19 protein-coding genes and 1 pseudogene are annotated in these 22,012 nt (G+C 40.3%); 11 read left to right on the top strand and 9 right to left on the bottom strand.

The features are described 5' to 3' along the window. Positions 1-373: 373 nt before the first annotated feature. Positions 374-760, top strand: a complete 387-nt coding sequence (locus tag FTT98_RS14370; RefSeq protein ID WP_180042037.1) for a hypothetical protein — start codon at positions 374-376, stop codon at positions 758-760. A gap of 48 nt (positions 761-808) precedes the next feature. Then, positions 809-1,378 carry a ribonuclease HII gene (rnhB, locus tag FTT98_RS14375; RefSeq protein WP_180042039.1) on the top strand — a complete coding sequence of 190 codons (570 nt, stop codon included), beginning with the start codon at positions 809-811 and terminating at the stop codon, positions 1,376-1,378. Between the two features lie 92 nt (positions 1,379-1,470). Here the strand turns inward: rnhB and csrA are convergent, their stop codons facing one another. From csrA to FTT98_RS14395, 4 genes are all read right to left on the bottom strand, one after another. After that, positions 1,471-1,725 (bottom strand): carbon storage regulator CsrA, encoded by a 255-nt coding sequence (csrA, locus tag FTT98_RS14380; protein WP_078189080.1) that lies wholly within the window; start codon positions 1,723-1,725, stop codon positions 1,471-1,473. A gap of 249 nt (positions 1,726-1,974) precedes the next feature. Next, positions 1,975-3,255: an aspartate kinase gene (locus FTT98_RS14385; RefSeq protein ID WP_078189079.1), complete on the bottom strand. Its 1,281-nt coding sequence runs from the start codon at positions 3,253-3,255 to the stop codon at positions 1,975-1,977. A gap of 346 nt (positions 3,256-3,601) precedes the next feature. Continuing rightward, the gene (gene alaS / locus FTT98_RS14390) at positions 3,602-6,295 is read right to left on the bottom strand and encodes an alanine--tRNA ligase (protein ID WP_180042040.1); all 2,694 of its coding nucleotides are present in this window, start codon (positions 6,293-6,295) and stop codon (positions 3,602-3,604) included. A 314-nt stretch (positions 6,296-6,609) separates the two neighbouring features. Further along, entirely contained in the window at positions 6,610-7,338 is a 729-nt protein-coding gene (locus FTT98_RS14395) for a hypothetical protein (protein ID WP_180027215.1), read from the bottom strand. 262 nt (positions 7,339-7,600) lie between these two features. Here FTT98_RS14395 and FTT98_RS14400 point away from each other — a divergent pair, with 262 nt between their 5' ends. Together FTT98_RS14400 and FTT98_RS14405 are read left to right on the top strand one after the other, a co-directional pair. Beyond that, on the top strand, positions 7,601-8,629 hold the full coding sequence (locus FTT98_RS14400; protein ID WP_180042042.1) for a type I glyceraldehyde-3-phosphate dehydrogenase: 1,029 nt from the start codon (positions 7,601-7,603) through the stop codon (positions 8,627-8,629). A 200-nt stretch (positions 8,630-8,829) separates the two neighbouring features. Then, positions 8,830-9,132: a hypothetical protein gene (locus FTT98_RS14405; protein WP_180004122.1), complete on the top strand. Its 303-nt coding sequence runs from the start codon at positions 8,830-8,832 to the stop codon at positions 9,130-9,132. Between the two features lie 158 nt (positions 9,133-9,290). On the opposite strand, the gene FTT98_RS14410 is transcribed toward FTT98_RS14405, so the two are convergent. Together FTT98_RS14410 and FTT98_RS14415 are read right to left on the bottom strand one after the other, a co-directional pair. Further along, entirely contained in the window at positions 9,291-9,590 is a 300-nt protein-coding gene (locus FTT98_RS14410) for an AzlD family protein (protein WP_180042044.1), read from the bottom strand. Next, positions 9,587-10,333: an AzlC family ABC transporter permease gene (locus tag FTT98_RS14415; protein ID WP_180042046.1), complete on the bottom strand. Its 747-nt coding sequence runs from the start codon at positions 10,331-10,333 to the stop codon at positions 9,587-9,589. The genes FTT98_RS14410 and FTT98_RS14415 overlap by 4 nt, the downstream gene beginning before the upstream one ends. A 142-nt stretch (positions 10,334-10,475) precedes the next feature. Here FTT98_RS14415 and FTT98_RS14420 point away from each other — a divergent pair, with 142 nt between their 5' ends. From FTT98_RS14420 to FTT98_RS14445, 6 genes are all read left to right on the top strand, one after another. Then, positions 10,476-10,931, top strand: a complete 456-nt coding sequence (locus FTT98_RS14420; RefSeq protein WP_078189073.1) for an Lrp/AsnC family transcriptional regulator — start codon at positions 10,476-10,478, stop codon at positions 10,929-10,931. Between the two features lie 320 nt (positions 10,932-11,251). Further along, entirely contained in the window at positions 11,252-12,418 is a 1,167-nt protein-coding gene (locus FTT98_RS14425; RefSeq protein WP_180042080.1) for an ATP phosphoribosyltransferase regulatory subunit, read from the top strand. Positions 12,419-12,484: 66 nt separating this feature from the next. Next, positions 12,485-13,804 carry an adenylosuccinate synthase gene (locus tag FTT98_RS14430; RefSeq protein ID WP_180042082.1) on the top strand — a complete coding sequence of 440 codons (1,320 nt, stop codon included), beginning with the start codon at positions 12,485-12,487 and terminating at the stop codon, positions 13,802-13,804. Between the two features lie 561 nt (positions 13,805-14,365). Continuing rightward, positions 14,366-15,169 carry a M48 family metallopeptidase gene (locus tag FTT98_RS14435; RefSeq protein ID WP_078194387.1) on the top strand — a complete coding sequence of 268 codons (804 nt, stop codon included), beginning with the start codon at positions 14,366-14,368 and terminating at the stop codon, positions 15,167-15,169. A gap of 97 nt (positions 15,170-15,266) precedes the next feature. Beyond that, entirely contained in the window at positions 15,267-15,575 is a 309-nt protein-coding gene (locus tag FTT98_RS14440; protein ID WP_078194385.1) for a hypothetical protein, read from the top strand. 112 nt (positions 15,576-15,687) lie between these two features. Further along, complete coding sequence (locus FTT98_RS14445) at positions 15,688-16,467, top strand: M48 family metallopeptidase (RefSeq protein WP_111885895.1); 780 nt, start codon at positions 15,688-15,690, stop codon at positions 16,465-16,467. 156 nt (positions 16,468-16,623) lie between these two features. Here FTT98_RS14445 and FTT98_RS14450 read toward each other — a convergent pair whose 3' ends face one another. The 3 genes and pseudogenes from FTT98_RS14450 to FTT98_RS14460 all read right to left on the bottom strand — a co-directional run bounded on the left by FTT98_RS14450 (position 16,624) and on the right by FTT98_RS14460 (position 19,961). Continuing rightward, positions 16,624-17,106 (bottom strand): peptidylprolyl isomerase, encoded by a 483-nt coding sequence (locus FTT98_RS14450; RefSeq protein WP_078194383.1) that lies wholly within the window; start codon positions 17,104-17,106, stop codon positions 16,624-16,626. 136 nt (positions 17,107-17,242) lie between these two features. Then, a pseudogene (locus tag FTT98_RS14455) lies at positions 17,243-18,544 on the bottom strand (NAD(P)/FAD-dependent oxidoreductase). A gap of 103 nt (positions 18,545-18,647) precedes the next feature. Continuing rightward, positions 18,648-19,961, bottom strand: coding sequence for a D-alanyl-D-alanine carboxypeptidase PBP6B (locus FTT98_RS14460; protein ID WP_306669395.1), 1,314 nt, complete (start codon positions 19,959-19,961; stop codon positions 18,648-18,650). Positions 19,962-20,141: 180 nt separating this feature from the next. On the opposite strand from FTT98_RS14460, the gene FTT98_RS14465 reads away from it, so the two are divergent. Further along, on the top strand, positions 20,142-21,845 hold the full coding sequence (locus FTT98_RS14465; protein WP_180042084.1) for a M61 family metallopeptidase: 1,704 nt from the start codon (positions 20,142-20,144) through the stop codon (positions 21,843-21,845). The last annotated feature ends 167 nt before the right edge of the window (positions 21,846-22,012 follow it).

Below are 22,012 nucleotides of genomic sequence, written 5' to 3' on the forward strand. Positions count from 1 at the left end.
AGTTGTATGAGGGATAAGGGCAAATTGTAGGTTTTATCTCAGGTTCAAATTTAAGATTTTAGCAGCACTCCAAACTCTACAATTTGCGTATAGTGGTAGCTAATCACTATATCAATCAAGATACAAGCAGTTCGAGTGTAGTATTGTGTGTTATTGCTCATGTTGATTATTTAAGCGTCCAATCTTATGCAGATTCTAATACAGACCACAAAAATATGCGTCGTTTAAAATCGGGACACTGTGTTGTGAATATGCAACACAGGCTTTGATGATTAACTACACAGTTACCGAATTTATTTTAAATAGTCATATCCGATGAAGTGTGATTTGGGGCACAATATGCGCGTTGATGAACATAACAAAGGAAATATTCGTGAAAAAATTAGTTGCTGTTCTAGCGCCTTTAGCGCTTGTTCTTTCTGCATGTGCTGCGACTGGAACAACAGGTACAAGTTCTACAGGTACAACTTCAGCAAACAGCTTGGCAATGATGGCGGTTAAAGTGGGTGTTCAAGCGAAATGCGTAACTGAGCTAAATAACAACAGCTATTGGAAAACAGGTTCAAAATTATTAACAGAAACTCAAAAATCTGAACTACAAACTGAAGTGTGTTCATGTGTAGGCGAGAAAGCGACAACTAGCGTGACTGCAACAGATTTGGTTGTAGCAGCAATGGATAAAACTTCACAAGCAAATCTTACAGCTAAAATCGTGACAAATACTTTAAATGCTTGCGTGATCGAAACATTTAAAAACTAAGATTTAGAACATTATTAAGGGTCGTATTTTATTTTGAGTGAGAGATATATGAAAATTGCTGGTGCAGATGAAGCGGGTCGCGGTCCATTGGTGGGTTCGGTTGTTGCGGCAGCTGTCATTTTAGATCCCAATAACCCGATTGAGGGTTTAAACGATTCTAAAAAACTCACTGAAAAAAAACGTGAAAAGTTATTTATTGAGATTCAAGAAAAAGCCTTGGCTTGGGCGATTGCTGAAAGTTCTGCACAAGAAATTGATGAGATCAATATCTTACAGGCATCATTACTTGCGATGCGTCGTGCAGTGGAAAAACTCAATGTACAGCCAGAACACGTGTTGGTAGATGGTAATAAAGTCCCAACCGGTTTAGCAATGAGCTGTGATGCTATCGTGGGTGGTGATGCGATTCATCCGGAGATTTCGGCTGCGAGTATTTTGGCCAAAGTGACTCGAGACCACGAAATGGTTGAGCTGGATGCAAAATATCCACAGTACGGTTTTGCAAAACACAAGGGCTATCCAACCAAAGCACACTTCGAAGCAATTGCGCAGCATGGGGTGATTGATGAACATCGTCGCAGTTTTGGCCCAGTGCGTAAAGTTCTAGAAGGGCAGTAATAAAGCTCAGTTGAACGTCTATAGTAAAAGCATGTTCTAGATAAATTTAAAGCGGCCTAACGAGCCGCTTTATCATTTAAACAACTTGAATCTTAGCGATTATAGTTGTTTTGGGAATAATCAGTTTCTTCAAAAGATGGCTGATATTCTTGATCAATGTTTTGGAGATGTTCGTGCATTGCGCGTTCATGTTGAATTCGTTGGTAAATTTCTTCACGATGAACAGATACTTCTTTTGGAGCATTCACGCCAATGCGAACCTGATTACCTTTAACACCAAGTACAGTCACGCTAACTTGGTCTCCAATCATTAATGTTTCTCCGACACGACGAGTCAGAATCAGCATGTTTCTCTCCTTGCAAAATGCAAAACCTGCAAATGATCTGTTATGTAAAATTCATAACTTGTAAAAGCAAAAAAATTTAGCAGCGCATCTGAAACAATCATTGTGACAGTCGCAAACTGAGTAAATTTTAAAATCCTCAGGTTTAATATAACAGAGCCACTATAAAAAAAACTATAGTGGCTCTGAATTTTTACGATGTTTTTCAAAATCTGTCTAACAATGACAAATTTTGACACACAGCAGGGTTAATTAAGCACGTGCGCTTGATTCACCTGTTTCACGGTCTAGACCGAATGCAGTGTGTAGAGCACGTACAGCAAGCTCTAAGTATTTCTCATCGATAATCACTGAAATTTTGATTTCAGAAGTCGAGATCATCAAAATGTTAATGCCTTCTTTTGCAAGAGCAGTAAACATTTTGCTTGCAACACCTGCGTGTGAACGCATACCAACACCAACAATCGATACTTTTACGATGTCTGCGCGAGTTGCAACTTCACGTGCACCAATTTCTTGAGCAGTTGCTTCAAGAATAGCTTTCGCTTTTGGTAATTCACCACGGTTTACGGTAAATGTGAAATCAGTTGTACCGTCTTCTTCAACGTTTTGGATAATCATATCCACTTCAACATTGGCATCACCAATTGGTGAAAGGATGTTTGAAGCGATACCCGGTTTATCCGGTACACCAAGAATAGTTAATTTAGCTTCATCACGGTTGAACGCGATACCTGAGATGATTGGTTGTTCCATGTTGTCTTCCGCTTCAGTGGTGATTAGTGTCCCGACGTTTTGTTTAAAGTTTTCGTCGAATGCGCCATCATCGTCATTATCAAAACTTGATAATACGCGTAAAGGCACTTGGTATTTACCGGCAAATTCTACAGAGCGAATTTGAAGGACTTTAGAACCAAGTGATGCCATTTCAAGCATTTCTTCAAAAGAAATACGATCAACTTTTTTCGCTTTTGGAGCGACACGAGGGTCAGTGGTGTAAACACCATCAACGTCTGTGTAAATCTGACATTCGTCAGCTTTAAGTGCAGCAGCCAATGCAACACCCGAAGTGTCAGAACCACCACGACCTAAAGTCGTTGTGTTACCTTCGGCATCAAAGCCTTGGAAACCTGCCACAACAATGACACGTCCAGCGTCAAGGTTTGAAGTCAATACATCCGTATCAATCGCTTCAATACGCGCCTTGGTAAATGCGCTGTCGGTTTTAATACCAACTTGACGACCTGTAAGTGATTTAGCTTCAACACCAATAGAGTTAAGTGCCATTGCTAACATAGAAATCGTTACCTGTTCACCCGTAGACACCATTTGGTCTAATTCGCGTGGATCAGGTGTTTCGGTAATGGCTTTCGCTAAAGCAAGTAGACGATTGGTTTCGCCACTCATTGCAGATACAACAACCACAACTTTGTGACCGTGATCATGCCAACGCTTTACACGACGAGCAACATTTAAAATGCGCTCTGGAGTACCCATTGAGGTACCGCCATATTTTTGAACGATTAATGCCATAACTATCCTTACCAAGTAAATAAGTCTAAAGACTTAAAGCACTTACACATATTTTAAGACCGCACTTCAGCGCGATTTTAATATACCACGTAGCTCATGAACTCCAAGGTAGGAGGAGTTCAAATAGATACTTTGTGTCTGCAGGGGATTCACATGAACCCAGCCTTTTAGACTCCATTTTCATCATTTAGCCAGAGGTTGAATATTGGTTTCAACATGATGATTGAGTTTGCGTTTTCACGCATCAACAGGGTTTAAGCAGGATCCAGCATTAAAAAACACACTACTTAAACCTGTTGATTTGCTCAAAGGAGGTGAGTCACTTTGAGCTATAGGACTTTTGGTCTTATTTTGCAGCTAACCATGCAACGAGGTCAGTCATTACTGCTTCAAGTTTGTCGCTATAAGGCGCACCACCTTGAGCCATATCAGGTTTACCACCACCTTTACCACCAAGCTCTTGACCAAGGTGTTTGATGATGTCACCTGCTTTTACAGCAGCAGTGTATTCTTTAGCAACCGAAGCAATCAGGCTCACTTTGTCGGCATCAACCGCCGCGATCACGATCACAGCATTGTCTAATTTAGATTTCACACCGTCGTGCAAGTTGCGAAGTGATTTCGCATCTACACCTTGAACCGTGGTGATTAATGTTTTGCGGCCAGCAATCTCTTGAACTTGACTCAATAACTCAGCGGCTTGGAAGCTCGCTAGTTTTTGGTTTAATTGTTCAATTTGCTTTTGCAAGCTAGATGCTGTGTGAGATAAAGCTTCAACTTTTTCTAAAGTTTGATCTTTTTGCGCTTTCAGCAAGTCGTTAATTGCATGAATGTCACGATCAGCTTTTTGCGCAGCTTCAACTGCCTTAGTACCAGTAACGGCTTCAATACGACGTACGCCTGCAGCAACACCGCCTTCAGATGTGATCTTGAATAGGCCGATGTCGCCTGTGCGTTTTACGTGAATACCACCACAAAGCTCGATAGAGAAATTTTTCTCATCTTTGGTTGTACCCATTGAAAGTACACGTACTTCGTCACCGTATTTCTCACCGAACAACATCATTGCGCCTTTTTCTTTAGCCGCATCGATGTCTAAAAGTTCAGTTGAAACAGCAGTATTGGCAATCACTTCGGCATTGACAATGCGTTCAATTTCTTGAAGCTGTTCAAATGAAACAGGCTGATCATTGGAAAAGTCAAAACGAAGCAATTCGCTTGCAACCAATGAACCTTTTTGCTGTACGTGCGTACCTAAAACTTGGCGAAGTGCTGCATGTAATAGGTGAGTTGCAGAGTGGTTGCGTGAAGTTGCTTCACGGATATCCGCTTTAACAATAGCCTCAACTGCTTGAGCTGCTTTTAAGTTACCCATGGTCACGATGCCTTGGTGTACAAAAGCGCCGCCTGATTTTTTGGTGTCTTGAACTTCAAAAATACCAGTTTCGTTTTTGAAGATACCTGTATCGCCAACTTGACCGCCACTTTCTGCATAGAAAGGTGTTTGGTTGAGAACGATCAGCGCTTCGTCACCTTCAAAAACTTCATCAACTTGTTCGCCGTCTTTGTAGATTGCAACAATTTGACCTTGGCCTTGAGTTGCGTCATAGCCGTCAAATTGAGTCTCGCCTTCAACTTTCACAATTGAGTTGTAGTCGACAGCAAATTTACCAGCATCACGTGCACGTTGACGTTGAGCCGCCATTTCGACTTCGAAACCAGCTTCGTCAATGGTTAAATCACGTTCACGTGCAATGTCTGCTGTTAAGTCAGTCGGGAAGCCGTAAGTATCGTAAAGTTTAAATACAGTTTCGCCTGGAATCACTGAACCTTTAAGTTGAGCTAATTCGCCTTCAAGCAATTTCAAACCTTGCTCTAAAGTTTTTGCGAATTGTTCTTCTTCTTTCAAAAGCTGAGCTTCGATACGTGCTTGCTGTGCAGCAAGCTCAGGATAAGCAGCGCCCATCACGTTGATGAGTGGTTGCAACATTTTATGGAAGAATGAACCTGTTGCACCCAATTTGTTACCATGACGTACTGCACGACGGATAATACGGCGAAGTACATAGCCACGGCCTTCGTTAGACGGGTTAACACCGTCTGCAATCAAGAAGCAGCAAGAACGTGCATGGTCAGCCACAACTTTAAGTGAAGCAGGGTATTCAACTGGTTTGTTTTCTGCTTGTGCTTTTGCTTCAAGTTCAGTGGTATCTAAACCAATGATTTCAGCAGCAGCTTTAAGTAGGTTTTGGAATAGGTCAATTTCGTAGTTTGAGTTTACATGCTGTAAAACTGCAGAAATACGCTCAAGGCCCATACCTGTATCTACAGAAGGTGCAGGAAGGGCATGCAGAACACCATCAGCAGTACGGTTGAACTGCATGAATACGTTGTTCCAAATTTCGATGAAACGATCGCCATCTTCTTCAGGAGTGCCCGGTAAGCCGCCCCAAATGTGGTCACCATGGTCAAAGAAGATTTCAGAACATGGACCGCAAGGACCTGTATCGCCCATTGCCCAGAAGTTATCTGAAGCGTATTTTTCGCCTTTGTTGTCACCGATACGGATAATGCGTGAAGCGTCTAGACCAATTTCTTTGTTCCAGATATCAAATGCTTCGTCATCTGTATGGTAAACAGTGGCATAAAGTTTATCTTTTGGCAGACCTAACCATTTTTCGTTGGTTAAGAAATCCCAAGCAAATGTGATGGCATCACGTTTGAAGTAGTCACCAAATGAGAAGTTACCCAACATTTCAAAGAACGTGTGGTGACGTGCTGTATAACCAACGTTGTCTAAGTCGTTGTGTTTACCGCCGGCACGGACACATTTTTGTGAAGAAGTTGCACGAACGTAGTCACGTTTTTCAAGACCAAGGAAGCAGTCTTTAAACTGGTTCATACCAGCATTTGTGAACAATAGTGTTGGGTCGTTGGCAGGTACCAGAGAACTCGACGCGACACGTGTATGCCCTTGCGATTCAAAGTAGCTTAAAAAAGCTTCGCGAATTTCAGCTGATGTCATAAAACGAGTACTCACAACCAAGTCTCTCCTAATTTCGATTTGGTAATAGCATATCAAGCAAGTCTTACAAAATTTTAAAGCTGGCTTGAGATGCTGACATAAAATTTAAAAACGCTAAATTATAACGGAAAAAGGTGTAGCGACCAATGATTTTCAATGAACTATATGACTTTTTATATAATTCATTTGAATTGATTCATTTTCATTATGGTTGTGAAAATTTTGGCAGTTTTTACTCAATGGTACTTTGGTTTATTTATAAATTTAAGATGAAATTTTACTTAAATCCTAAACGCATTTTCAAATTTTAAAGGCGTGAATTAATCAGCTTATAAGTCAGGATCTGTCTTTTTTATGTGTTGAATGGGGTATTCCTTGCCATTAAATTTGAGCTGATAACGACCTTGGTCATGTTCAGCGGACGCTTTGCAGTTTTTGTGATTGTAATGGCTGCTAATGCTCGACTCTTTGATTAAGAAAATAGGGAAGCCCTTATGGGTTTGATTGCTGATGTGTAAGGTGCGCTTCAATTCTTCAGTATTCCAGTCATCACAAGCACTTTGTGTACTGCTGTTGTAGTTGGTCATTAGTCCATTTAAGACAGCTAAAATTTTTGAATCAGTTTGAATGGCATAAAGGTAAAGCAATCGTCTTGATGAATGAATACCGCCTATGTGCGATTGTTTTAAAGCAATACCCACCAAGTCCTGATCTTTTGCATAGGGAGTGAGATCAAATTGAACATTATCTAAACGTGTCGTAGGCACAATGCCTTTAGGTGACTTAAATACTTTTAGTACTTGAAATGTGCCTTTATCTATAAGATAAAGCTTTAGATCATAATTGCCCGCATTGTCCTGAATCACGTCAGTCGCATTACTAGAAAGGGCTAATAATCGACGACTATGCTGAAGTTGAATGCAGTCCTGAAATACAGGTTCATTGGCATTGGAGGAATTATCGTCTGAGAATAGGCGTTGTAATTTTTGTATCTCCGCTGATGAACAGTGTTGATATATTTGCGCTGTAGTCTCGGTTGAACCTAATAAAAATATCAAAAATATTGAGATGGAAGCGTAAAAGAGCTTTGTAGGTTTAAGCTTTTGCCAGAACAAATAAAATGGTTGTAGTGTTTGCTTCATCATTGTGATTTATAGTCTATAGAATATTTTTCTTCATTATAAAGTCGAAAAGCTATTTTGAATATTTTCACTCAACACCCATTTTAATAAGTATTAAGAGAATTAATGATTACGAATTATTGTTGAAATCCTTTAATATATAAGCGCTTTATAACTGTTTCAAAATGAAGGGTAAGTCATGCAGCGAGTGGCAATTAATGGATTTGGTCGAATCGGACGCAATGTATTACGCGCTTGGTTTGAAAATCCAAAAGAATTTCATTATGAAATTGTTGCCATAAATGATGTCGCTGATGTGGAAACCATGGTGCATTTGTTTAAATATGACACCACGCATGGTCGTTTTGCAGGCCAAGTCGAAATTCTTGAACAAGATGGCGCTATTTTTCTAGATATCTCTTGTGCTCAAGCGCATCTCAAAGTGCAAGTTTTAAATGAAGCACAGCCGAGTCTTTTGCCTTGGCAGCAACTGAATGTCGATGTGGTACTCGAATGTACAGGTTTATTTAGATCGCGAGAGGCAGCCACACAGCATATTGGTGCAGGTGCCAAACGTGTGATTATTGGTGCTGCGCCGTTTGACAGTGTTGATGCTGCGATTGTGTATGGTGTTAATCATCATGAAGTCAAAGCGACGGATCAAATTATTTCGAGTGTGTCGTGTACCACGCAGGCTTTGGTGCCTTTAGTCAAAATTATTGATGATGCCTTTGGTATAGACACAGCACTCATGACAGAAATTCATGCTGTGACTGCGGATCAGTCTGTATTGGATCATGCACATCGTGACTTACGTCGTGCGCGAGCTTCAGGTCAAAATATTATTCCAACAACCTCTTCAGCTCTGGGTGCGTTGAAACGGGTCATGCCGAAAATGGAAGATCGAATCGATGGCTATTCGATTCGTGTGCCGACTATCAATGTTGCTGCAATCGATTTAAGTTTTGTGTCTCAATCAGTTATCACCAAGCATGAGTTAAATGCAGTGTTAAGCAAAGCTGCACGTTTTGATTATCATGAAATTATGTCAGTAACCGATGAGCCCTTGGTCTCAAGTGATTTTAATCATTCACCTTATTCATTGATTGTCGATTTGAATCAAACCATGGTGGTAGGAAAGCAAGCAAAAGTTTTCGCATGGTATGACAATGAATGGGGCTATGCGAACCGCTTGCTCGATTTATGTGAAAGTTTTCACTCTTTATAAAAATTCAAACTTATCCAATATAGAAAACATCTACTAGCTTGTAGGTGTTTTTTTATTTTCTAAAATTAGATGAAAAATCATGCGTAATCTCGTTGATGTATCTCGAAAATATTGAAAAACTTTAAAAAATATTCAAGCACAGCCGATTTATTGTTTAAGATGAAAGTCAAAGAAATATATAAAGAGTATTGAGCATGATGTTGATGTTACTTTGGGGATTTATTTTATTATTGGCGCTGGCGGTTATTTTTTTAATTTGGCTACAGTTTAATCGTGACGTATCGCAATCTACCGCGCATGAAACCTTGCCACTCGAGGAAAAAGTGGTGCATCTTGAAGCCAACCTAAAAAAGACCTTGGAAATTATGCAAGACCTTGCAAAGAAAATGCATATCCAGCAAGAAGTTCTAGATCAAACCGCTCATAAATTACAGCAAGTAGAATTGCAAAATGCAGAGTTGGTGAACCTTTTGGCAAAAGTGGTCAAGACAGATCAAAGCTAATCGAAAAATACACAAAGCTGCCCATACCTCGATATTTGCTGAATGCATGTGATCTCAAGGTATGGGTATTTTTTTATCCAATATAATGATTCCAAATATTCATCATCATTGGGTTCAAATCGTAGTTCACGCGTTCTTCAACACATGATCGTATGGGACTAAATCAAAATTTGTCTTAACACGGCTGCTGAAAGCATGCTAATCACAACGGTAGGCAATAATGAAAAACGTGATGCTGCAAATAGCGTAATGGCCATCGCGATCAGATCGGCAGGATTATCTTTGACAAAATAAGGCGCGATCACTGAGATCAACACGCAGCCGGGAACAACTTCCATAATTTGACATTGTTTGTTGGTGAGGCTACGGTTTTTCAGTAACACATAACCCAAGATACGGGTCAGGTAAGTGGTTAAGGCAATAAATAAGATGGCGATCAAGGTGCTAGTGTGAATCATGCATCATCTCCGATCAGGAAAAATGCAGAAGCAATACCAGTAACAGCGCCAATCGGAACATACCAGCCCGCAGGGAGATACAAATACGCCAGAGATGCGGAAATCAAACTGACCAGCCATGGACGTGCCGCTTTAAAGCCTTTCCACATGCCACGCAGTAAAACAAGAAATACAGCAGGGAAGGCCATGTCAAAACCAAGTCGACTAATATCGCCAAGAATTGGTCCAATCATTGCCCCTAACGTGGTAAAGCCAACCCACATCAAATACAGAGCACAGCATAAGCCTGCATAGAACATCAAACTAAAGGCGCGCTGAATTCCCAAGGTTTTGGATTTGTTTTGCGCATCGGCCAAACCTACGGCCCAACTTTCATCGCACATAAAAAATAAAGCGGTATAAACCGTGCGATTCGGGAGATGTCGTAAATACGGGACAAGGCTCGCCCCCATTAATAGGTGCCGACTATTCACTAAAAACGTAATAAACATCAGCATGATGATATTAGGGGGATTGGTCCAAACTTCTAAAATGACAAATTCAGAACCACCAGCAAAGTTAAGACCAGTTAAAAGCGGAACTTCTAAACTAGAAAAGCCTTTATGTGTTGCCTGAGCACCCAGAACTAATGCAAAAGGAATAATGCCCAGCAGCATTGGAATAGATGTTTTTAGACCTCGTTTAAACTCAATAGAATGCTCTGAATGGGTATGATTGAGTGTACTTTGTCTAAACATCAACATGACGTTTTCAATGAAGCGAGATCGAAAGCAATATTTTATGGATATCTGAGCAGCATTTGGCAGCTGTTTTGTGAAAGATTGCTTTTATTGTGCAATGAAATTGCTAAAATAAATCTTATTGTGAAATTTAGTGCCTTTATTGATGGATCAGATAGATAAACGCATTTTGCAAGCATTACAGCAAAATGGAAAACTACAAAATAATGAATTGGCCCAACTTGTTGGTTTATCACCTTCGCCGTGTTTGAGACGGGTTAAGCAACTAGAAGATGAAGGCTATATTGAAAAATATGTCGCCTTACTGAACCAGTCAAAATTGAATTTAAGTTTAACTGTGTTTGCTCGGATTTGGCTAAAAGGTCAAGATGCAAAAACCGTGAATGATTTTGTTGCAGCGATTCAAACGATGCCTGAAGTGGTTGAATGTCAACTCATGGCAGGGGATTGTGACTTTTTCTTACGTATCGTCGTGGCAGATTTAGAAGCCTATCGAAAGTTTCAGATTCATCATTTAACGCAGATCGCCAGTGTGCAAAATGTAAAAACAGAGATACCGTTACAGGCTGTTAAACAAACTACAGCACTTCCTTTGGATTGATGTTCGAGTCTTAAATTAAGTTATTGAGCCTGATCATATTTATAACTTTGTTTAAAACTTCATCTATAGAAAGTAGAATGCTTATTATTTTTTATCAAATGGTTAAAAAATGTCGTTCACAGAATTTTAAAATATAAGCATAAACATGGATTTAGTTGTAAAAGTTAAAGCTGTATATGAAGTAATGAATGCTGAAGCATCTTTTATGAAAAAGTCGTGTGCAAGCGTAAAACTATCGTGCTAAACTAGGAGAAATCGGGTGTGCTCCCGATTTTTTTATGCGGATTTGTTCCGCGCTGACAAGAATTTAGGTTTACAACATGCCCATTTCAGAGACATGGTTATTACCTGATGGTGTAGCTGATGTACTGCCAGAACAGGCGCAAGTGATTGAATCTTTGCGTCGTGAAGCATTAGATTTCCTCGCATCTCGAGGTTATCAGTTGGTGTACACGCCATTCATTGAATACATCGAATCTCTATCTTCTCTTTCAGAATCGAATCAAGATTTAGACTTAGCCACTTTTAAAGTGATCGATCAACTTTCAGGTCGTTTGCTTGGTGTGCGTGCCGATATGACACCACAAGTGGCTCGTATTGATGCGCATGTACATCCTGTCGAAGGTGTAGCTCGTTATTGCTACGCTGGTACAGTACTACATACTAAGCCACAGGGTTTTAATACCACACGTGCACCTTTACAGTTAGGTGCAGAATTATTTGGTTCAGACAGCATTGATGCTGACGTTGAACTGATTGATGTCATGATCAACTTGCTTGCTAAAGCAGGTCATGCAGATGGTATCCATCTTGATTTAGGGCATGTCGGTTTATTCCGCAGCATGGTGAAACAAGCTGGCTTGAGTAAAGCGGTTGAACGTCAGTTATCTGACTTGTATCAACGTAAAGCGCTACCTGAACTTGCTGAATTCACACAAAGCATTCCAAATGGTGCTGACTTCTATACATTAGGTCGTTTTGCAAGTGACTTAGATGCATTGCAAGCCAATTTAACGGCTGATGTATTGGCAAATGAAGCATTTAAACTGGCTTTTGATGCAGTGAAATTGACTCAAGCGGCAATCCAAGCCCGTTGGCCAGACTTACACATTGGTATAGATGTGGTTGAACTTCGTTCATATCACTATCACACTGGTTTAATGTATGCCGTATATGCACCAAACCGTGCTGCGCCATTGGCTCAAGGTGGCCGTTATGACGGTATTGGTGAACACTTCGGCCGTGCGCGTCCAGCAACAGGTTTCTCTTGTGACTTATATGCATTAACTGCTGGTCAAGTTCAGAAAAATCAAGTTTTGGTTGCTCCAAAAGGCATCGAAGCAGATTTATTAAAGGCAATTGAAGCAGCACGTACCGAAGGGTTCAGTGTGGTTCAATTGTTAGGTAATGATGATTTAAGCTCGGCTCCGTATGCAACGCACCAACTGGTGAATGCAAATGGCGAGTGGACAATCAAACAAATTTAATCGCGGATGTGCCTGCGGGCACGCACGTTTTTTCCAATTTTAACAGCATGATGCAATGAGGCTATTATGGGCAAGAATGTTGTGGTACTTGGTACCCAATGGGGCGACGAAGGTAAAGGTAAGATCGTCGACCTGCTCACAGATCAAGCGGCTGCGGTAGTTCGCTATCAAGGCGGACACAACGCAGGTCATACACTTGTGGTTGGTGGTAAGAAAACTGTATTACACCTCATTCCATCTGGTATTTTACGTGACAACGTATTGTGCTTAATTGGTAATGGTGTTGTTTTATCACCTGAAGCTTTAATCCACGAAATGGAAGTTTTAGAAAAAGAAGGCGTGCCCGTACGTGAACGTCTACGTATTTCTCCAAACTGTCCATTGATCCTTCCACACCATATCGCACTTGACCAAGCACGTGAGAAAAAACGTGGCAATGCGAAAATTGGTACAACAGGTCGTGGTATCGGTCCTGCATACGAAGACAAAGTGGCTCGTCGTGCAATCCGTGTTGCTGACTTGGTTCGTGGTGGTGCTCATCTTAAAGCTCAACTAGAAGAGCTTCTTGAATACCATAACTTCCAATTGACTCAATTCTTCGGTGTTGAAGCCGTTAAAGTTGAAGATGTGATCGCTCTATGTGACGAATGGCGTAGAGTCATCGAACCTATGGTGATGGACGTTACTGGCGAACTTCATGCTTACCGTAAAGCAGGTAAGAAAATCATGTTTGAAGGTGCGCAAGGTTCACTTCTTGACGTTGACCACGGTACATATCCGTACGTTACTTCTTCAAATACGACTGCTGGTGGCGTAAGCTCAGGTTCAGGTCTTGGTCCATTACACCTTGACTATGTATTGGGTATTACTAAAGCGTACACAACTCGTGTAGGTGCTGGTCCGTTCCCAACTGAACTTGTTTATGATGCTGCGAACGATGTTGGTGATGCGATCGGTAAACACTTGGGTACAGTAGGTTCTGAGTTTGGTGCGTCTACTGGCCGTCAACGTCGTTGTGGTTGGTTCGATGCTGAAATTCTACGTCGTTCAGTAGAAGTAAACTCACTTTCTGGTATTTGCTTAACTAAACTAGACGTTCTAGATGGTTTAGAAGAAGTGAAAATCTGTGTAGGTTACGAAGCAGCTGATTCTGGTTGTGTAGGTTCTTCTGATGCGCTTGCATTTGAAACTTTAAAACCGATCTACGAAACTATGCCAGGTTGGTCTGAGTCTACTTTCGGTGCGAAATCACTAGATCAATTGCCACAAAATGCAATTAACTATGTGAAACGTTTAGAGCAATTGATTGAATGTCCAATCGACATCATTTCAACAGGTCCAGACCGTGATGAAACAATCGTATTACGTCATCCATTCGACGCATAATGTGCTGTTGAATTAAGATGTCAAAAGCCTCGCGAAAGCGGGGCTTTTTTTATAGGGCGAAGAATAAAAATTCAAAAACCGACAGGTATTATTAACTGATAAACGCAGTAACATCCGAAGTGCCATTTGATTCAAATAAAAGAATGATACGCGGTAAGGTCATCCGCAAGTGTTTGAGACAGGACAACTTTTAATTAAAAATGTTATTGCAATACTGTGAATAATTTGACACTAGTGAACGAGTTTTGTCGGTGAGGTGCATTGCACCGCAAGATTGTTTCCTTGCGAAGCACGCTTCTCATTTTGCCTAATGAGAAACATTGTTTCATGTGTGTACCTCCAGCCGAAGGTTAATCCTTGTATTTAAGCCCTAGATGTAAGACTCCGTCGAATATACTTAAAAGTATTTAAAAAATGTGAAATTATTTTTACGGGGTAACATCAGATATTAAATTTAAATAATGGAAAAATAAAGATTTTGAAAAAAATAAGCATAAAAATATTGAGTCAGTCAATTTTTTGTATATATTTGACACTCTTTATAAATAACTAGAGATCATGATGAATTATAAAAAATCTTTGGCATGCTTTGCCGTAGCAGCTTCTTTATCAGGTTGTACCACGATTGCTGATCTTGCAGGTGCCGATTCTGCATCATTGAACTTACAGGCAACTCAGTCTTATAACGCAATGCTGAAAGACGCACAGACCAAACAAGTGCTCGATACCAAGTCTGCGACTTATCAAAAAGTAAACCGTGTTTTCTGGAAAATGAAACCATTTGCAGATCAAATGAACCAGACAGGGCAGGCATTTGATTGGAAAGTGGCCGTTATTAAATCTAAAGAAATTAACGCCTATGTCGCACCCGGTGGCAAAGTTGTTTTCTATACAGGAATCGTCGAAACACTCAAACTCACGGATGATGAAGTCGCGGCAATCATGGGCCACGAAATGGTGCATGCCTTAGAGGAACATGCAAAAAATAAAATTGGTGCTTCTGCACTGACTAATCTTGCAGTGAGTATAGGTTCACAATACGTAGGTAATGCAGCAGGTGGCTATGGTGCAACCTTGCTTGACTTGGGGAGTCAGTTCGGTGTGGGCTTACCGTATTCACGTAATTTGGAAAGTCGCGCGGATAAAGGTGGCCTAGTGATGATGGCAAAAGCTGGATACAACCCAGAAGCAGCGATCTCATTGTGGAAAAAAATGAATGCAAATGACAACAGTGGCAACGACGCACTGAGCAAATTTATGTCTACACACCCAAGCAATAATGACCGTATTGCTGCTATGCAAAAAATGATGCCGGAAGCGCAGCAATATTATAAAAATGCGACACCTTCGAGTGTACGTCGTTAATATCTGCGGTTTTCAAGACTAAAGTTGCATTTTAGTACGCTACACACTTTGTGTTGAGTTGCTAAAATGCAATTTGAATTAGGAAGAGAAGTGCAGGATGCAAAAGAATATTTCGACGACCATTTTTTATTCTTTATTATTTGCGATGGGGGGAGCACCCACTATTGCTATGATGATCATTCGTGCCCAAACTCAAGATCCACAATTAATTTATCAAGCCCTGATTGGGTTGTCGGTGATTATTGCCTGTATTCTTGTGCCCATAGTTTTGATACAAAATGCTGTCTTATTTTTTAAGCGAAAAAATGTGCAGTTAGAAGAAAAAATTAAGCCATTAATGCATGTGTATTTGGGCTTGAATGTGGTTTGTTTAATCTATTGGTTGGTTCTTCAATTTTCGGCTTAAAAAAATTACATAAATACTATTATAAGTCGCTACAACTTCGTTTTAAGCTCCAAACCATAAGAATATAATATCCATAAATTCACTTATATTTTAATGGTCTGGAGTAGCCTTAATGAAAAAAATAATTTTAACGAGCCTGTGTATGGCCGGTGTAATGACGATTTCGGGCTGTGCGACAGTGGCAGATATGGCAGGAGCGGATACTGCTACATTGAACGCGCAAGCAACACAAAGTTATAACAAAATGGTGGCGGATGCGCGTTCTAAAAATCAGTTAGATACTTCATCAAGTACGTATAAACGAATTAATTCAGTATTCCTCAAACTTCGCCCATTTGCAGACCAAATGAACCAAACGGGTCAAGCGTTCCAATGGCAATTGGCAGTCATGAAATCAGACCAAGTCAATGCCTTTGTCGCTCCAGGCGGTAAAGTTGTATTTTATACAGGTATCGTCAATAAACTGAATTTAACCGATGCAGAAATTGCAGCAGTTATGGGACATGAAATGGTCCATGCTCTTGAAGAGCATGCAAAAAGTAAATTGGGAGCGCAAGCCTTAACTGATCTTGCATTGAATATTGGTTTAAGTGCGGCAGGTAATAATGTCGGTCAATTGGGTACTGCGGCCGCGCAGTTGGGTAGTCAAATTGGTATAGGTCTGCCTTATTCACGTTCTTTGGAAAGCCGTGCAGACCAAGGTGGCTTAATGTTAATGGCACGTGCAGGTTATAACCCACAAGCGGCGATTACGCTTTGGGAAAAAATGAATAAGCTTGAAGGTGCGGGAGGTTCATCATTCCTGTCTACGCATCCATCAAACTCACAACGTATTGAAGCGATGCGTAAAAATCTACCTGCAGCGCAGCAGATTTATAACCAACGTCGTTAATTCATAAGAATTAATTATCCGTTTTAAAAAAGCAGGCCGTGGCCTGCTTTTTTGTATTTAATAGTTTGAAAAGTTCTTATATGGCATACCTATATCAGGCGCAATAAAAAAGGCAAAGTAAAAACTTTGCCTTTTTGCACTAGAGATCAGAAGATCTTAGTGGTGGTGACCGCCTGCACCGTGTACGTGACCGTGTTCAAGTTCTTCAGCAGAAGCCTCACGGATTTCAACGATTTCAACTTCGAAAGTTAAATCTTGACCAGCAAGTGGAAAGTTCGCATCAACAACAACGTTGTCGCCTTCAACCGCTTTAACTGTCACGATTTGAACGCCATCATCAGTTTGAGCTTGGAATTGCATACCTGGTTGGATGTTGTCCACGCCTTGGAACATTTGAGCAGGAACTTCTTGAACGAGATCAGGATTGTATTCACCATAACCTTCAGCAGCAGGTACAGTTACAGTGAATTTTTCACCAACTGTTTTGCCTAAAAGAGCTTTTTCAAGACCTGGAATGATGTTACCAGCGCCGTGCAAATATGCTAGTGGCTCACCTTGAGATTGGTCGAGAGTTTCACCCTCTGCATTAGTCAATGTGTAGTGGAAAGAAACCACAGAGTTATTTGCAATAGCAGTCATGTTATTGATCCATTCAATTTTTTAAGGGTTACATCATAAAGTGAAATTGCACTTTTGTAGACTAAATTTATCAAAAAAATGCAATTTTTAAATGTTTATGATGATTTTTTCATTAATCGGGGCAAATCTGTAAATTTCAATGCAATTTAATTTTAGGCGCGATTTTTCGTGTAACAAAATCTTTAGCCGTTAATAGTCCTGCATGTGCGTAGCCGTAAATTGTGGCTTGATGCATTCGATACAATGAAACATACATTGATTTGGCAACAAAGCCTTGAACATTGACCTGACCTAAAAGTTCACCAACCGCTTTATGCTTACTTAATGAGACTAGAGAGCCTTTGTCTGAAAAAACGAACATAGGGAGTTGTTGACCACGGATACGTGCTTTTAAGCAATCCACAAGAAATGACGCTTGTTGGCTGGCCACTTGAGCGCGTGGGCCGAGGACAGGCTCATCTGCGCGCGGTTGACAATGTGCACAATCACCAAACGCGAAAATGTCAGGGTGTGCTTTGGTTTGTAGTGTTGCATATACACTCAAACGCCCCATACGGTCTTTTTCAAAGCCTTCAAGCTTCGAAATTACTTCTGGTGTTTTAATACCTGCAGCCCATACTTTCAGTTCAGCTTTAATTTTACTGCCATCATTAAAATAAACTTGTTCAGCATCGACTTTTTCCACACGTTTAGAGGTTAAGACTTCAATTTTCATGCGTTTTAATTGCTGCTGTGCATGCTCGGCCATTTTTTCAGGGAGTGCAGGCAGAATCCGATCAGCACCTTCAATTAAATTGATCTGTACGCTTTGCGGATGAATTTTATTTAAACCATATTTATAAAAATTATGTTTGGCTTCGACCAATTCTGCGGAGAGTTCAACGCCAGTTGCACCTGCGCCAATAATGGCAATTTTCAACTCACGTGCTGTATTGCTATTTTGCGCATCCAAATATAACTGTAAGAGATCTTGTTGGAAGATTTCAGCTTGTTGTAGGCTGTCCAAATAGTGGCAATGTTCATACACGCCCGGCGTGTTGAAATCGTTAGAAACTGAGCCTAAAGCAAGAACAAGGGTGTCATAACTCAGTTGCAGTTATTCTTGAGTAGATTCATATTTTCCTTGTTGGACTTTGCTGAGCTGAATGGTTTTTTCAGTAGGATGAACATTTTCAAACTTAGCCAACACAAATTCATAATGATGCTTCGCAGCATGCGCATAGTAGTTAATTTCTTCTTCACTAACCGACATCGTCCCTGCGGCAATTTCATGTAAAAGGGGTTTCCAGACATGCGTGAGTTTCATATCTACGAGGGTAATGCGTGCTTTCTTTTTTTTCCCGAGTAAATCACCGAGTTGAGTGACCAGTTCTAAACCACCGGCACCACCACCGACAATGACAATATGGTGTAACTTGGAGTCATCAGCGTTATTCATTGAATTACCTATTTTATTATTGTTGAAAAAAAGAAGATGGCACGAGTATGCCATCTTCTTTTTTGCACGAATAACGAATTGTCTTACAAGTTACATAATCACATCATTGACCTAGAGGGTAGGTTTTAACTTCTGCTGCATCCGTATTAAAGATGCTAAAAAGACCTTTAATCCACATCATGAAACGCTCAAAAATATTGGCTTCTTCAATTTGCACGTCATCTTCAATATCAAAGGTATTGATCAGCTGATTATTTTGATAAACCGTAACGGTGGCTAATTTCATCACTTCAGCCAATGGCGCAGTGAGTTCTTTTTCATTTACTTCAACACTCAGTTTAGTCTGTGTTTCATGAAGTGGTTCAATGGCTTGAATTTGACCATTGCCAGTATTTAAAAGAATACGTTGCTGTGTAGGGTCAAAAGCTTTTAAATCGATGGCATAAGCTTGATCATAAAGTGAAGTTGTAATTAGTTTGGGTTGTTGAGTTTCCACCTTAAACATTTTCAAGGTTGATTTAACCACAGGTAATTCTGCAATTAATTGCTTATCTTTGATTGCAACTTCATTACGTGTATAGGTATAAGCCAAGTTCATGAGGTTGTGTGCTACTTCTGCACGTTTTAATCCACTTTTTGCCCCTAATACTACAACAATCAAACGACGTTCTGGTGCGTCAGGATTCGCGATCAAACGGTTGGCTGTTAAAGCTAAGTTATAACCTGCAGCTTTAGTAAAACCTGTTTTTAAGCCATCAACGGTGGGATCTTGTTTTAATAAGATATTGGTTGCACGGTGGAAGCGTTGGTTATAACTAAAACTTTGTTGTTTTGAATAATACAAATAGTCAGGTGTGTCAGTCACCAGTGCTTGCCCTAAACGTGCAAGGTCAGCCGCCGATGAATAATGTTCTGGCATGGTAATACCGGCTGGATTTTGAAAATTGGTGTCATTCATGCCCAAAGCTTTAGCTTCTTTGTTCATGCGTTCAATAAATTTTGGAATATCACCAGAAATGCGTTCAGCTAAAGTCACTGCGGCATCATTGGCTGACATGACCACAAGACCTGCTAAAAGCTGATCAACTGAAATTTGTTCACCTGCTTTGAGATACATTTGTGATTCATCCCATTGAACCACTTGTACGACTGGGGTTGCGGTCAGGATTTCATTTTTCTTTAAATGACCTGCTTTAATTTCCTTTAAAGCAATATAAGCCACCATCATTTTGGTAAGTGAAGCAGGGGCACGCTGAACATGGCTATTATGTTCTGCAATCACCTGACCCGACTGAGGGTCTAAAATGGTCCAAGCTTCAGCTTCAACGGTTTCAGGGACAATATTTAAAAGGGCAGCATTTGCTATCGTGGAGCATAGAAAACTAAGCAGCGCGATGAGGTAAATCATGTGTTTCAATGAGGTTCCTTAACCAACCATTCCGTTGGTGGTAAAACGAAAAAATTTTTAGGCATGCTATGCCTTTTTTTTTCTGCTGACTAGTCATTATTGTAGACAATTGCGACAGTTCCGCATTCAGTTGTAAAAAATGTTAATCTAATTGATAAGTTATCTTTTATTTATTTTATATCGCCCATTATGTTGCATTATCAAATCGAATTTGACGATTATCGTCAGCATCTAGTCCATGTCACTGCACGTTTCTTGGCAAATCCTACACAGGTGCTTTCGTTGCCTACTTGGATTCCCGGAAGTTACTTAATCCGTGAATTTTCGAAGCATATCGAAGCCGTTCGAGCATATGATGAAGATGGGCGTTTGTTACAAATTGAGAAATTTGAAAAAAATAAATGGCGTTTATTCAATACAGATCATGAGTTGATCACGGTTGAATATGATGTATATGCCTTCGATTTATCGGTCCGTGGTGCTTATGTCGATCAAAGCCGTTTATATGTCAATCCAGCTTGCGCATGTTTAGGTTTAGTTGACCAAGAAGATACAGCCATTGAGGTTGAAGTTTTCTTGCCACCCGAGTTAAAGCATTTCCAACTTGCGACTGGATTAAAGTCAAAAAGTTTAGTGAAAGGTCGTTATACCTTATATGCAGATAACTATGCTCAGTTAATTGATGCACCGTTTGAACTGGCGGAACAAACCCGTTTTAGTTTTGAAGCCAACGGCATTCCGCATGAGTTTGTGGTGTCGGGCAAACATGCTATGAACGCGCAGCGTATGCAGCAAGACATTGAAAAAATTTGTTCGACTGAAATTTCAATGTTTGGTTCGGCGCCATTTAAAGACTATACCTTTATGACCATGGCAACGGCCAATAGCTATGGTGGTTTAGAGCATCCAAACAGTACGAGTTTAATTAGCCCGCGTGATGATTTACCAAAAGCCAATGAACCTGTAGAACCATCGGCAGATTATCAACGTTTCTTAGGGTTATGCAGCCATGAATATTTCCACTCATGGTTGGTAAAATTTATCCGTCCAGAAAGATTTGTGAATTATGACCTCAACAAAGAAGGCTATACCTCTTTGCTTTGGATTTTTGAAGGTTTCACATCGTATTATGATGATTTGATTTTGCTGCGTAGTGGTGTGATTAATCAGGATTCTTATATCAAGCTTTTAAAAGCACAAATTGATCGCTATTTGCAAAATCCGGGTCGTGAGATTCAAACTGTGGCTGAATCAAGCTTTGATGCATGGGTGAAATTCTACCGTCAGGATGAAAACTCAAATAACGCAGGTACCAGTTACTACAACAAAGGCTGCCTCGTGGCGCTGTGTTTAGATCTTGGTTTACGCCTACGTGGTTCAAGTCTTGATGCCCTAATGCGTAAGTTATATGCAAATGCGCAAAATGGCATTCAAGTCAATGAACGGACAATTTTCAATTTATGTAATGAATTAACAGGTTATGATTGGTTAGAACAAATCAATCACTTGATTAATACTACAGATGAATTGCCGCTAGATCAGTTGTTCCCAGAGTTTGGCTTAAGCTATACGCTAAAAAATGACAAATCCTTGCCATTTGGTTTAAAACTGGCGGATAAGCCTGAAGGTGTGTTGGTTCAGTCTGCTCGTCGTGATGGTGCAGCGGCAAAAGCTGGCTTGTCTGCAAATGATGTGATTATTGCAATTGATGGTTTAAAAGCGACGGTTAAATTGGCAGAAAAATATGCCAAGCAAGACGGAACTTATACCGTACTAGCATTCCGCCACGATGAACTGATGAGCTTTGAAGTGAAAGCGGCAGGTTCAGAATTGACGGAAGTTCAACTTAAAGTTGAAGATCAGGCTAAAGCTGAGAAGTGGTTGAAGGCCTAATTTAAGCTAAAAATTGAATGACTGGAAAAAGGATGCTGAGGCCACTGCTGTCCCACAATTTTTCACAAGAGGAAGCTCATTTGAGCTTCCTCTTGTTTTATGGGTATTTTATCGGGTGAAAATAAAGCTTTTAAAGTTCTTCTTTCAAACAAATTCACTTGAATTAT

The organism is Acinetobacter sp. YH12039 (genome assembly GCF_013420015.1).
GTDB lineage: Bacteria > Pseudomonadota > Gammaproteobacteria > Pseudomonadales > Moraxellaceae > Acinetobacter > Acinetobacter amyesii.